This is a genomic window from Pseudomonas reactans, from assembly GCF_013385825.1.
Taxonomy (GTDB): domain Bacteria; phylum Pseudomonadota; class Gammaproteobacteria; order Pseudomonadales; family Pseudomonadaceae; genus Aquipseudomonas; species Aquipseudomonas reactans.
The window spans coordinates 61,052-74,013 of record NZ_JACAPG010000010.1 but is presented as its reverse complement, the minus strand read 5'-3'; the positions used below and the strand labels follow the sequence as shown (position 1 = coordinate 74,013).

Sequence of the window (12,962 nt, the reverse complement as noted above, 5' to 3'; positions counted from 1 at the left end):
AACCCCCTACCCTTCGTGCCCGGATTACTTAGCGAGTGTGAACATGAGCCCTTCCCTATCACTCCTTGAAGAGTCACTGCGACAGCACACGGCCCGCCTGAAACGGCTGCAACGGTTCTGGGTGCCGCTGCAACAGCGCGCGCCAAAGTGGGTGCTGGCGCTGTGGATCATCGGCGTTTTCGTATCGTTGTCGACCCAATGCTGGTGCCACTGGTTCGTGACCGCGCCGCTGATCTGCGCGTTGATCGTCGCGGAAATCGTGATCGATGAGGCGCAGATGACGCTGCTGTTACGCACCGATGCCGTTCGCGACTCACTGAGAGCAGCACGCGGCAACTATTCGTATGGCCTGACACTGTGGTGAGCGGGCTTACCCCGATCCCCCCAACAAGCCCGTCACCCCAGGGAAAACCTCGCTACTCGCCGAACATGACAAGGTCATTTCACAGCTGTGAAAGCTTGTGCGATCTTGCCAAAAACCGCCTTTTCACCCCCCGCCTCCGCCTAGTATCGAGTCCTCGTGCGCCCCCACTCACATGGACTGAAGAATGATCAACCGACCCGAGAAAGCCGCCTCGCCCCGCGTCAGTGAACCCCGTGCACCGGAGCGCGTTTTTGATGCGGCGCTGAACAAGGCCAAGACCCTGGCGGCCACCGGGGCCGGCGATAAGCAGCTCAAGCCGGACGACTATAAGGAAGTCACCGCCCTGCCCGCCAAGCTGGATATCGACAAACTCAAGGTGGTGTCCGAAGACAAGGACGCCGGGGTGATCTATTTCGAGCAGGACGGCAGCAAACTCAAGATCACCCGCGAGGGCGCGGAGAAGGTCCAGGAAGGCTTCGACCTGCTCAAGGGCCTGCACTTCGGACACGCCGTGGCGCCGGTCAACCAGGGTGGGCCGAACGAGGGCACGCCGCTCTACGACCTGCTGCACACCCTGGCCGAGACCCAGGATACTCCGGCCGGCAAGGCAATCCGTGAAGCCCTGGGCAACCCCGATCAACAGCTATTGCGCGAAGACGACCCCACCGTGCGCCTGGCCAATGTGAAATCGGTCGGTGATGCCAAGGACGGCGTCGTCAAGGTCGAGATGGAAAACGGCCAGACCCTGGTGATCTCCGAAACACTCACGCCCGAGGCCTTTGCCAGCTACAACAGCGCCGGCCTGACCAAGGAAGTGCTCAACGACGGCAAGGCCAAGGGCTTTGAGGAAGTCACCAGCCTGCCCGGCGACCTGAATTTCAGCCAGCTCAAAGTGGTGTCAGAAGACCCGAAATCCGGGGTGATCCTGTTCGAACACCAAGGCAAGAAATACATGATCAGCCAGTCCGAAGCTGCGCTGCCGCAGCCCGGCGCAGACCTGAGCAACCCCAACCCCAATGCCGGCAGCAGCCTCTACACCTTCCTGCATGCGGTGCACAAAAGCGAAGGCACCCCAGCGTTCGACTACATCAAGAATGCGCAGTCCTTGCCCGGCCAGGAACTGCTGCGCAAGGACGAAGCCAGCCTCAAACTCGGTGACATCAGCAAGGTCGATGCGCCCATGGACGGCATCCTGGTGGTCAACGGCGCCGACGGCAAATTGCGGGTGGTGTCCAAGGACATCACCCCCGAAGCCTTTGCGGCCTACACCACCAAGGGCCAGAGCCTGGCCGGTATCGAGAAGGCCAAGGGTGACGGCTACAGCCTGGCCGGGCCGGATGCTTACCTGGCATCCACCGAAGACATCATGAGCGTCGGCGGCGTGGGCGACTACGGCCCTGGGTTGATCGCCTTCACCCAACACAAACCGGGTGGTGCCGAAGAGAAGATCGTCGTCAGCGAAGAAACCAACCCGCAGATGTTCGAGCAGATCTCCGGCTACCGCACCGACATCGCCCAGCAGACCACCGACGTCGACAAACTGCGCGCCGACAACGGCTTGCCACCGCTCAAGGACGTGTCTGTCGACAACCTCGCCACCACTGAAAAAGACGAAAGCGGCAACCCGTTGAGCGTGCAGGACCTGTCGATGAAAACCCTGGTGGACAGCTACCGCGCAGGGGTCAAGGACGGCAGCATCGGCAAGGATGACCCGCGCGCCAAATTCCTGCGCGCGGTGGAAGCCAAGAGCATGGCCGACAACGGCATGTCGATCATTCCCGAGCATGGCTTCGGCAACCAGGGCATCGCCACCACACCTATCGACGTGACCTCGCGGGATGTGCGCGACAACATCTTCGACACCAAATCCATCGACAAGACCATCGGCGAACTGCTGGGCGACTCCACTATCCAGGCCGATATCAAGGCCAACCACGATGCGGCCCTGGGCAAAGTCGACGGCGGTCAGGCCAAGGTCGACGAGGTGCACCAGAAGCTGATCGACAGCACCTCGTCTGAAAATTTCACCAAATACATCAAGGCCTTGCAGGACGATGGCAAGACCGAGCTGGCCACCCAGGAAATCCAGACCGCCTACACGGCGCTGGCCGACATCGACCCGGCCAAGGCCGACAACTTCCTGCAGAACCTGCAGATCGACGGCTACACCGACGCCGTTGAAAAGCTGATGGACGACCCGAGCAAGATCAGCGACGACAACACCGCACTGGCCACCACCGACAACACCCTGGCCATCCTGTCCATGCTCAAGGGCGGCGCCGATGGCCTGCCGCGCCAGGCGCTGGGGGTGTATTCCAAGTTCGTCGACCAGTTGCTCAAGGACAAAGGCGCCGCTGCCGACTTCGGCAAGGCGATGATTTCACTCGGCGATACCTGGCAGAAAAACGGCGTGATCAGCTTCAGCGACATCGAACACGCGGTGAGCAAGGAGATCATGCCGAGCCTCAGCGAAGAGAACCGCAGCTCATTCGTGAAGAACCTGACCTTCCTCAAGGACAACGGCGTGCTCGGCTCGGTGGGCGGCGCCATTGGCATGGGCCGCATCGTCTATCAACTGGCGGGGCAAGGCGGCAAGCTGGCCGACACACCGATGAAACGCCTGGGGATTGCCAACGACTTCCTCGGTTTCCTCGGCACCGGCTCGCACTTCGCCACCCTCGGTCTTAAGGTCTACGACAAGCTGCGCGGCACCAACGCCTACAAACTGATGGGCTTCGACCGCTCGCTGCCCGACCTGTGGGCCAAGCCCGGCGAGGGTTACCACGCCCTGCCCAAGGACGCCGAAGCGGTGCAGAAGAAGTACTTCGAGATCGTCGACCAGGCCATGGACGACGGCAAAGATGTCGGCAAGGTGCTCAACAGCGACGGCTGGAGCGATGAGGGCGCGAAGAAGGTCCAGGAAGGCATCGAAAAAGGCATCGCCAGCCGTGGCGGCGTGGCCGGTGCCGGTTTTGGCGCCAAGTTCGCCAGCAGTGCGATCAAGGTAATCGGCATGGCCACCGACGTAGCCGGTGGCGTGATCAGTGTGGTGCAGGCGGCCTTCACCCTGCGTGATGGCGTGCGCGAAAAAGACCCGGTGAAAATCGCCTCCGGTTCATTGTCGATGGCCGGTGGCGTGAGCAGCCTGGTCGCGGCCGGCGGCGGTGTGCTTACCACCCTCGGCGTCACGGGGCGCATCATCCCGTTCCTCGGGCCGGTGGGCTTCCTGATTTCCGGCGCGTTGTCGTTTGTCGGCGCAATTCTCAGCACTGTGCAGTCGCACAAGCTGCACAAGATTTCGATGCAGAACTGGGACCAGATCCAGGATTTCAAGCAGGATGGCTTGCTCAAGCCCAATGGCGATGAAGCTTATGTATGGCTGCAGACTTACCTGTCCGACTGGGGCCAGCGTGATGCGCCGAAGGACCAGAGCATCTTTGATTTCCGCAAGGAAGAATGGGATGCGCGGTCGAGTATCCGTGGCGGCGATCATCGGCGTGATCACCCGGACTATATTGGTGACGGCAACAACCGCAACTCCGAGGACTACAAGTATTCTCTGAAACCGTCGGAGTGGACCAATGACAACCACGACATCATCTGGCGGGTCGGCGACGGGTATGGCGGGGAATACCACGATGTAGACAAGCCCTGAAGCCCGACACACCGGGCCCTGCTGCTTGGGCCCGGCTTTGGAAACCGTCAGTTTTTGTCAAAACCCAACTGCTGGTACAACGTTTTCATGTCGTAGTAATCCGTGCACTTGATCAGTTTATTGCGCTTGATTCGGATGACACAGGCGCCATGTACCAAAATCTTTTTGTGGGTGGCCTTGTGTCCAAACAACTCACCTTCATGCGTACCCTTCATATGCCACTGTATGGTACCGCCGTGTTCGCAGAGACAGATCAAATCAGTGATCACTGTAAAATCGGGTAACGCCACTTTGATCAGTTCGAAGAAGTCACCTAGCTCGGTCTTTCCTCGCATGATTTTCCCTGCCGCAACATCTTCATAGAGGCATGACGTCGAAAAAATCCCGAGAAAATCGGCTTTGGAGGGGCCAGACCAGAGGTCAGCCCATTGCTGAATCAATTCACGATTTGTATCTGTCATGGTGAAACTCCCTTGAGCGCTGGAGGCGGAGCAACGGCAACCTCCCGTCGACCCCACCGTTCATTACGCTGACAGATACAACCTCAGCTCCTGCCGAGCAGATACTTCCTCTGTAACAAAAGCGTTCAACAAGCGTAGCCCGGCCACTGCCTAAATCAACCGCGCGGCCACTAACCAATCCGCCACCGCCTGAAAAGACGCATCCGGCACCGGGTCACCGGGCACGGTTTTGCGGGCAATCTCCGCGGCCAGTGCCTTGTCCGGCGCGTGGGGAATGCCCAGGTCATAGGCCTCCTGCAACATCAACAACGCCTCTTCCGGCGAGGCCCGGCAGACGATCACCGGCACCGGGGTTTCCCCGCGCACGTAACGCACGCCAATCACCCAGCCGTCGGTGGTGCCGATCATCATCGAGGCGCGGTTCAAACCCAGCTTGGTGGCCAAGGCCTGCATCTCGTTGCGCTGGCGCCGACGTTCGCTCTTGATCAGCGGGTCGCCGTCGATGTCCTTGCGTTCACGCTTGGTCTCGCTGCGGGTCATCTTCATGTCGCGGCCGAACAACCAGCGCTGCATCATCACGTCCACCCCGCCCACCAGGATGAACGCGCAGAGTACGGTGAATACCAGTGGTTTGAGCACCAGGAAGAAGGTCGATTCCATGCACTCGGCGCCGCAACGCGACGACTCCATCAAGGCCTGCAACGCATGCTTGCCCACCACGTAGAACGCGATCGCCAATACATGCACCTTGATCAGGCCCTTGATGAACTCCACCAGGTTGCGCAGCGCAAAGATCTTCTTCATGCCCTCCGCCGGGTTGATGCGCTTGAACTCGGGCTTGATCGGGTCCACCGAGAACACAAAGCCGCGCATGGTGATGATGTTGGTCAGGATCACCACGCCGGTGGTCACCGCCATCACCGGCAACGTGATGCCGATCACCAGTTGCTCGGCATGGTCGAGCACCCGTGGCCATACCGTGGCGAACGGCTCGATGTAGATCTGTGCGGTGAGGTCGATCAGCGCCGTGACCTGGGCCTTGGCCCGGGGCGCGAGGATCGAGATGCACAGCGTGCAGAACAGGATGACCATGCCCGACACCAGGTCCTGGCTCTTGGCGACCTGGCCTTTCTTGCGCGCGTCCTGGAGCTTCTTGTCCGTGGCCGGCTGGGATTTCTCTTCGCTGGTATCGGCCATGGGCTACTCCATGCCGGCCAGGGTCTTGAGCAGTTCGACGGTGCCGCGAAACTCCGCCAGTTGATCAAGCATCATGGGGATCAGGAAGCCGATGTAGATCACCATCAGGATCGTGAAAAACAGGTTCTTCACCGGCAACGACAAGTCGAAGATGTGCAGGTTCGGCGCCATGCGTGACAGGTAGGCGAGCATCAGGTCCGTCACCAGCAACGCGATCAACAACGGCGAGACCATCAGCACGCCGACACGCATGATCTGATCAAGGATCGACAACACCGCCAGCAATGCCGAACTGGCAAATACCGGTGTAAACGAGGTGACCGGCCAGAGTTGGTAGCTGTGGTAATACCCATCGACCATCAGGATGAACCCCCCGGACATGAAAAACAGCGTGATCAGCATCACCGTCAGCAACGTCGCCATCACGCTGGACTCCCCGGATGACAACGGGTCCACCAACTGCGCCATGGTCGAGCCGCGTTGCAGGTCGATCAACTCCCCCGCCACTTCGGCAGCCCAGAACGGAATGCCAAACAGCAGGCCGATCAAGATACCGATGAGGAACTCCTTGATCAGCAACCCGGCGATAAACACGCTGCCGTGTTCGGGCATCGAGGTCAGCGCTTCGAACACTGGGAAAAACATCGGGATGGAAATGGCCACGGCCACGCAGCCGCGAATCATGCCGGTGAGGCCGAGGCGGTTGAACGCCGGGGTGATCACCACCACGCCCATGGCGCGGCAGGCGGCGAGCGAGGCGGAACTGATCACCGGGTAGGCGACCTCCAGAAACTGCGCGGTCAGGCTGGCATCCATGGGCGGTCAGCGCGTCCACATCGGAAAATTATCCAGCACCTGGCCACCGAGTTCCGCTACTTGCCCGGCGAGGACCGGGCCCAGGAACACGATGGTCAGCAACACCGCCACCAGCTTCACCACCTGCGGTAGCGTCTGGTCCTGGATCTGCGTCAGCGCCTGGAACAGGCCCACGCTCAACCCCACGATAATTGCCACGCCCAGCGCTGGCGCGGAGAGCATCAGCACGGTCATCAGTGCCTGTTTCATCAATGACAAAAACACGTCCTGGCCCATCATTCCCCCTCAATGCCCCCTGTAGGAGCGAGCTTGCTCGCGAAAAACCCGAGGACACCGCGCCCACTCGGGACGCCCGCGTTATCGTTAACGATCTTCGCGAGCAAGCTCGCGCCTACAAGGGTTAGCCGTAACTCAGAATCAAACCGTGCATCAAGCGCGACCAGCCGCTCAGCGACACGAATAAAAAGATCTTCAGCGGAATGGAGATCAGATTCGGCGAGACCATCGACATGCCCATGGCCATCAGCACGTTGGACACCAGCAAGTCCACCACCAGGAACGGGATGTACAACAGAAAGCCGATCTCGAAGGCGCGGGTCAGTTCCGAGCTGACGAACGCCGGAATCAACACCACCAGGTCATCATCGCGCAGGTCGGCACGGGCTTGCGGCGACCAGATAGTCTCGGTGGCCTGCACGAAAAAGCCGCGCTCGGATTCATTCGCAAAGCGCTTCAGGTGCGCCTGCAACGGCGGACGCAAGGCGTCCCCCAGATCCTTGAGTTGCTCGACATGCTCGATGTTGAGGTCGCGCCCCTCCACTTGCCGATACATGTCGCCAATCAACGGCGTGGTCACGTACACCGACAGGATCAATGCGATGCCGTACAGCACCAGGTTCGGCGGCGTCTGTTGCACGCCCAGGGCGTTGCGGATCAGGAACAGCACCACCGAGATCTTCATGAAACCGGTGAGTGTCACCACCGCCAACGGGATCAGCCCGATCGTCGCAACGACCAGGATGATCTCGATCAGGTTCGGCTGATAACCGGTCATGGGGTGGCGAAGCTCAGCAGGCGCACGCCCAGGCCGTCACCGATTTTCACCAGTTGGCCCTGGCCGACGCGGCGGCCGTTGATCATCAGGTCGACGCTGTCCACGCCCGGCGTATTGAGCTGCAACAGGCTGCCCGCGCCCAATTCGCGCAATTGAGCCAGGGTCAGTTCCAGCGTGCCGACCTGGCACACCAGTTTCAACGGCAGGTCATCCAGCGCCGCGGCGGCATCAACATCAGTCATGGGGTTCTCCGGTTCCACAAAGGGGGCTTTCAAGGGTTCCTGCAGGCGCAGGACTTCACCCTGGTATTGGCAGCGCGCCTGCAGGCGGCCGTCGAGGTCGAGCAGCAGGCCAGGGCTTTGTTCCAGCATCAACACATCGCCGGGGCGCAGGCTGCGCAGTTCGCCAAGCGTCAGCCACTGTCGCCCCGCCACCACCGTCAAGGTCTGGTGCAGGGCCAGCATCGGGTCAGCGTCGGGCTGGGCGTACTGCGTCAGCAACTGCGCCACCAGCACGGCGGCGCTTTCGCTCAGGTCCAGTTGGGCGCTCATTGGTGGCTGGTTGGCGAAAGTCAGCTCCAGCTCCACGTGCACGACAAAGGAGTCTTGGCCTTCGCCCGCATCGAGCAACTGCACGGGGTGACCGAGCAGCGGCTCCAGGGTCTCGATCAGGTCGAGCAGCGCCAGTTCCAGCAACAGCGAACGCGGCAGTGCGGGCAACGGCTGCACATCGAATGACAGCGCCAGCGGCAGCAACAACTGCTCCATCGCTGCGGCGGACAACCGCAGGCGCACGGGTGCACGGCCGAGTGACAACAGCACGTCACGCGGTGCAGCGAGGACTTGAGGTTCGGTGGCCCAGCGCACACGCAGGTCCTGCCCGGCGCAACGGCCCTGCCAAGGACGACAACGGCGGTGCAACGCGTTATGCAGGGCCAGCAACGCTGGGTCGAAATGAGTCAGCCAGGGCGACAACGGGTCGGCAAGGGCTGCGATCATGTGCCGACGCCTTCGTCACGCAGCTCGCCCACGCGGCGCTCATCGCTCTCGCGTCCTTCCAGCAGGCTTTGCCAGGCGTCGGATTGACGCTGGCGGCTCAGGCGCTCCTGGCGGAACAGGTCGCGCTCGCGCTCCTGGCTTTCAAGCGTGGTGGACACGTGGGTCACGTCGTTTTCCAGTTGCTGCTGGTCGTCCGACAGGCCGCGCAACCGATCCTGAGCCGCCTGCCAACTGGCCACCGACAGGCCTTCGGTGAGCGAGGCATACACCTGTCGCGCTTCCTCGGCGATGGCTTCACGGTGCAGGCGCAGTTGCTCCTTGGCATCGGTGAGCACACCGTGGGTCTGTTCGCAGCGTTGTTGCTGGGCGGCCAGTTGACTGGCGGCGCGTTGTTCACGCAAGACCCGCAGGGTTTGCAGGGTGCGCAGTTGCTCGGTTTTCATTGGGCAGACTCCATTTTCATGCCGTTACGTACACTCTCTGTTGTGGTGAGCAGGCTTGTTGTGGCGAGCAGGCTTGCCCTGCGTTGGGGTGCGAAGCAGCCCCCTCTTACATTCACCACGGTCCTCCAGATAAAACTCAGTGCCTGGTTTTGGGGCTGCTTCGCAGCCCAACGCGGGGCAAGCCCGCTCGCCACAGGAAGCCCCCTCGCCACAACAAGCGCGCTCGCCACACATAGTCGTCTCATGCCAACACCCGGCGCATATGGGCCAGGGTCTGTTCCAGGTTGCTCGGCTCGCCTGCGTTCTGGCGCAGGAAGGCTTCGATGGCGGCGTGGCGGTTGATCGCTTCATCGGCCAGGGGGTCGCTACCGGCGGAGTATTCGCCGACGCGGATGAGCATTTCGATCTCGCCATACCGCGCCATCAATTCGCGGATGCGCATCGCCAGACGCTTGTGCTCTTCACCGGCCACCTGCTCCATCAAACGGCTACGGCTGCGCAACACATCCACCGCCGGGAAGTAGTTGCGCTGGGCCAGTTCGGCGCTGAGAGCGATGTGCCCGTCGAGGATCGAACGGGCTTCCTCGGCCACCGGGTCACTGGCCGCATCACCCTCGGTAAGCACCGTGTACAACGCAGTGATGCTGCCGGTGGGGCCGGGGCCGGCGCGTTCCAGCAGGCGCGGTAAAGCAGAGAAGAACGACGGCGGATAACCACGCCGTGTCGGCGGTTCGCCCACGGCCAGGCCGATCTCGCGCTGGGCGCGGGCGAAGCGGGTCAGGCTGTCCATCAACAGCAACACGTTGCGGCCCTGGTCGCGGTGGTATTCGGCGAGGGTCGTGGCGACAAACGCCGCGCGCACCCGCTCGGCCGCCGGACGGTCCGAGGTGGCGACCACCGCCACGGTGCGCGCACGGGCCTGGGCGTCGAGCTGCACATCGAGCAACTCGCGCACTTCCCTGCCCCGCTCGCCGATCAGGCCGATCACGATCACGTCGGCTTCGCTGTTGCGAATGATGCTGGCCAGCAACGATGACTTGCCCACGCCGGGCTCACCAAAGATACCCATGCGTTGGCCCTGGGCCAGGGTCAGCAGGCCGTCGATGGAACGAATGCCCAGCGCCATGGAGCGCACGATTAACTGCCGGAAAAACGGTGCCGGGGGTTCGGCGTGCAGCGGGTAATGCTGCAGGGCCACAGTCGGTGGGAGGCCGTCGCCGTCGAGAAAATCGCCCATGGGGCTGATCACCCTCCCCAGCTGTGCATCACCCACCGCCACGCCCAGGGTTTCGCCGGTGGCGGTGATCTGAGTGCGGGTGGACAGCCCTTCCATGGAGCCGATGGGCGACAGGATCGCCTCGTCACCGTCAAAGCCGATCACCTCGGCGCTCAGGCTGCGGGCGCTGCCGGGATCACGCAGTTGGCACAGTTCACCGATGCTCGCGCCGGCCACACTGGCCCGCAGTAATACACCACGAATGCTCAACACCGTGCCGTGCATGGGGCGCAAGCGGGCCTGGGCCAGGCGCCCGGAAAGGCGTGGCAGCAGCTGCTCCAGGTTCATGCCACGCCCTCTTCGGCGAAGGGCAACAGGCTGCGTCGCAGGTTTTGCAATTGGGCTTCGAGGCCCAGTTCAACTGAACCGGCGGGGCTGTTCAGCCGCGCCTGGCCAGACTGCAACTGTTCGTCCGCATCCACGGCAATCGCCAGCCCTTCCAGCTTGAGGCGTTGGCGCAACGCATCGACCTCCGCTGGCGGCACCCACAGGGTCAGCGCCTGGTCCTGGCGAAACGCGCTCAAGGCCTGTCGGGTACTGCGCACCACGCGGTCGGCGTTGTCCAGTTCGCCCAGCACTTCACGCACGATGCCCAGCGCCAGGTCGGCCAGGGAGGCTTCCAGGCTGCTCAAGTAATGCTGCACCTGGGACTGGGTGTGCAGCAGCAATTGCGCGACCTGTTCGGCCCCGGCTTGGCGGGCGCTTTCGAAGCCGTCGGCGCGGGCGCTGCTCAGCCATTGTTCGCTGTCGGCCTTGATCTGTTCGGCCTGTTGCTTGGCCGCTTGCAGGAAGGCAAAGCCGTCACTCCATAACGCGGCATCTTCGGCGCGCAGGATGCGTGCGGTGGGACGGCTCGGCAATTCGCTCATGACGTCATCTCCTCGGCCAACAGGCACGCGGCGGCGGCTTGGACGATTTCCAGGTCACGCGGCACTCGGGCGCTATGGCCCTGGGGGAAGGCAAAGCGCAAACGCAACCAGCCCTGCCAATCGGCATGCTGGGCGTGCAGCCAGGCGGCGACACAGCCTTGGCCGTCGCGGTCGATGGCCTCGATCAATTCGCTGGGATCGCGCAGCAAATCCGCAGCGCCGCCGAGTTGGCGCAGGGCCAGCGCGGAAACAAAGACTTCAGCACCCAGGCCCTCGCGCAGCTCATTGACCACCTCGCGACGGATCTCTCGGCTCAAGGTCGCGGCATGCCAAATCGCCCCGCACAGCCTCGGCAAGCGGGCGAACTGCGCGGGTGACAGCAGCAAGACCGACAAGTCCGCCGCCAACGGCGTGACCAACTGGTCCATGGGCGCCAGTTGATAATGGCTGACCAGCAACTGCTCCAGGCGCTGGCGAAAACGCGGCTGGCCGTGCATCGCCTGCAGCACGGCGTCGGGCAATTCATCGGCAAAACACGCGCCCAGGCTCGGCCCACGCACGAACTGCAACGGCTCGGCGACCAGCCCCTGCCAGCGTTCGAACAGACTCATTCACCCTCCTTGAGCACATACAGCGCCTGAGACTGGCGACGCGCCCAGTGCTGACGGGCCAGCACCCCCAAGGCGCCGAGCGCGATCAATAAAAGCGCACCGAACATCAGCCGCGCCTGGGGCAGGTTGTCTTCCAGCAGCCACAGGCCCATGAAGCGGGCCAGGCGCGGCTGTGCCGGGTTATTGCTGATCGCCACGGCTGCCTTGATTGCCGTTACTGAAACGCCGTCATAGCTCAGGCCGGAAATACCGTTGGCGACCAGGGTCTTGATCTGCGGGATCAGCGTATTGATGTCGGTGCCTGGGTCGTAACGCACCAATACCGAGGCCGACGACGGCGAAATCACGCGCTTGAGCAAGTCGTTGTCCGGCAGCACCACGTGCACGCGGGCGGCGACGATGCCGTCGATCTGTGACACCGAGTGCGACAGTTCTTCACTCAGCGCATAGATCATCTGCGCCCGCTCCTGCACCGGCGACGACACCAGGCCATTGCCCTTGAACACCTCGCCCATGTTGGAAAAGCTCTGCTGCGGCAGGCCGGCGTTGTCGAGCAGGGTCATGGCTTCGGCAAAGCGTGACTCATCGACCACCACCTTGAGCTGGCCGTTGTCCTGGGCCTTGCGCTCCGCCGGGATGCCACCGCGCAGCAGCACCGCGACCATGGCGTTGGCATCGCGCTCGCTGAGGTTGGTGTAGAGGTCGGTGTTGCAGGCTTGCAACAGGCTGGCGAGCAGGCCGATCAGCAGCAGGCGCAAGGCGCGGTTGGGGCTTGGCATGGCGTTATTGGCCCTTGAGCAGTGTGTTGGCGGAACCGGAAATCTGCGTCGCACCGCGCACCACCATCTGGGTTTCGATGGAGTAATCGAACATCTTGCCCAGGGAGTGGACGATCTGGTCGACCTGCTGTTCGCCGACCTTTTTCCCCGGCTCGCCTTGAGGCGAAGCGCTGGCGGTACGGATCTCGGCCGATGCCGGTGGCGGCGCCGACGGGTTGTTGGTAAGCAGGTCGGCGCGCTCGGAAAACGCCCGCGTGCGGTCGATAAAACTGTTCATGCGCTCCATCAGGCCCGAGCCGATCTGGTGCGGGCTGGCGCCTTCGGGCATGCCCTTGGCGGTGTTGGCCATGTGCTCGAACAGGTTCTGCGAGGCCCCGGCGGGCCCCGCGCCGGCAGACGGCGGCAGCGCCGAAGCGCCGGCGGCGAGACTGATAGTCAT

At 62.5% G+C, this 12,962-nt stretch carries 14 protein-coding genes; 2 read left to right on the top strand and 12 right to left on the bottom strand.

Annotated elements, in window-relative coordinates; translation table 11 throughout:
- Positions 1 to 43 precede the first annotated feature (43 nt).
- Together HX868_RS10990 and HX868_RS10985 are read left to right on the top strand one after the other, a co-directional pair.
- The gene (locus HX868_RS10990) at positions 44 to 364 is read left to right on the top strand and encodes a hypothetical protein (protein WP_016978385.1); all 321 of its coding nucleotides are present in this window, start codon (positions 44 to 46) and stop codon (positions 362 to 364) included.
- A gap of 184 nt (positions 365 to 548) precedes the next feature.
- Positions 549 to 4,019: a nucleotidyl transferase family protein gene (locus tag HX868_RS10985; protein ID WP_177002861.1), complete on the top strand. Its 3,471-nt coding sequence runs from the start codon at positions 549 to 551 to the stop codon at positions 4,017 to 4,019.
- 47 nt (positions 4,020 to 4,066) lie between these two features.
- Here the strand turns inward: HX868_RS10985 and HX868_RS10980 are convergent, their stop codons facing one another.
- The 12 genes from HX868_RS10980 to HX868_RS10925 all read right to left on the bottom strand — a co-directional run bounded on the left by HX868_RS10980 (position 4,067) and on the right by HX868_RS10925 (position 12,962).
- Positions 4,067 to 4,480, bottom strand: a complete 414-nt coding sequence (locus tag HX868_RS10980) for an ester cyclase (protein WP_177002860.1) — start codon at positions 4,478 to 4,480, stop codon at positions 4,067 to 4,069.
- A gap of 150 nt (positions 4,481 to 4,630) precedes the next feature.
- Positions 4,631 to 5,677, bottom strand: a complete 1,047-nt coding sequence (locus HX868_RS10975) for an EscU/YscU/HrcU family type III secretion system export apparatus switch protein (protein ID WP_177002859.1) — start codon at positions 5,675 to 5,677, stop codon at positions 4,631 to 4,633.
- 3 nt (positions 5,678 to 5,680) lie between these two features.
- Entirely contained in the window at positions 5,681 to 6,493 is an 813-nt protein-coding gene (sctT, locus tag HX868_RS10970; RefSeq protein ID WP_016978389.1) for a type III secretion system export apparatus subunit SctT, read from the bottom strand.
- Positions 6,494 to 6,499: 6 nt separating this feature from the next.
- A complete protein-coding gene (locus HX868_RS10965) occupies positions 6,500 to 6,769 on the bottom strand; it encodes an EscS/YscS/HrcS family type III secretion system export apparatus protein (protein ID WP_016969171.1) in 270 nt (89 codons plus the stop codon).
- Between the two features lie 124 nt (positions 6,770 to 6,893).
- The gene (sctR, locus tag HX868_RS10960; protein ID WP_016978391.1) at positions 6,894 to 7,547 is read right to left on the bottom strand and encodes a type III secretion system export apparatus subunit SctR; all 654 of its coding nucleotides are present in this window, start codon (positions 7,545 to 7,547) and stop codon (positions 6,894 to 6,896) included.
- Complete coding sequence (gene sctQ / locus HX868_RS10955) at positions 7,544 to 8,545, bottom strand: type III secretion system cytoplasmic ring protein SctQ (protein ID WP_177002858.1); 1,002 nt, start codon at positions 8,543 to 8,545, stop codon at positions 7,544 to 7,546. The genes sctR and sctQ overlap by 4 nt, the downstream gene beginning before the upstream one ends.
- Positions 8,542 to 8,988 carry a hypothetical protein gene (locus tag HX868_RS10950; RefSeq protein ID WP_016978393.1) on the bottom strand — a complete coding sequence of 149 codons (447 nt, stop codon included), beginning with the start codon at positions 8,986 to 8,988 and terminating at the stop codon, positions 8,542 to 8,544. Before HX868_RS10950 ends, sctQ begins: the two co-directional genes overlap by 4 nt.
- 241 nt (positions 8,989 to 9,229) lie before the next feature.
- Entirely contained in the window at positions 9,230 to 10,552 is a 1,323-nt protein-coding gene (locus tag HX868_RS10945) for a FliI/YscN family ATPase (protein WP_177002857.1), read from the bottom strand.
- A complete protein-coding gene (gene sctL / locus HX868_RS10940; protein ID WP_177002856.1) occupies positions 10,549 to 11,133 on the bottom strand; it encodes a type III secretion system stator protein SctL in 585 nt (194 codons plus the stop codon). Before sctL ends, HX868_RS10945 begins: the two co-directional genes overlap by 4 nt.
- Complete coding sequence (locus HX868_RS10935) at positions 11,130 to 11,744, bottom strand: type III secretion protein (protein WP_095016721.1); 615 nt, start codon at positions 11,742 to 11,744, stop codon at positions 11,130 to 11,132. Before HX868_RS10935 ends, sctL begins: the two co-directional genes overlap by 4 nt.
- A complete protein-coding gene (gene sctJ / locus HX868_RS10930) occupies positions 11,741 to 12,523 on the bottom strand; it encodes a type III secretion system inner membrane ring lipoprotein SctJ (RefSeq protein WP_177002855.1) in 783 nt (260 codons plus the stop codon). The genes HX868_RS10935 and sctJ overlap by 4 nt, the downstream gene beginning before the upstream one ends.
- 4 nt (positions 12,524 to 12,527) lie before the next feature.
- A complete protein-coding gene (locus HX868_RS10925) occupies positions 12,528 to 12,962 on the bottom strand; it encodes a hypothetical protein (protein ID WP_016978397.1) in 435 nt (144 codons plus the stop codon).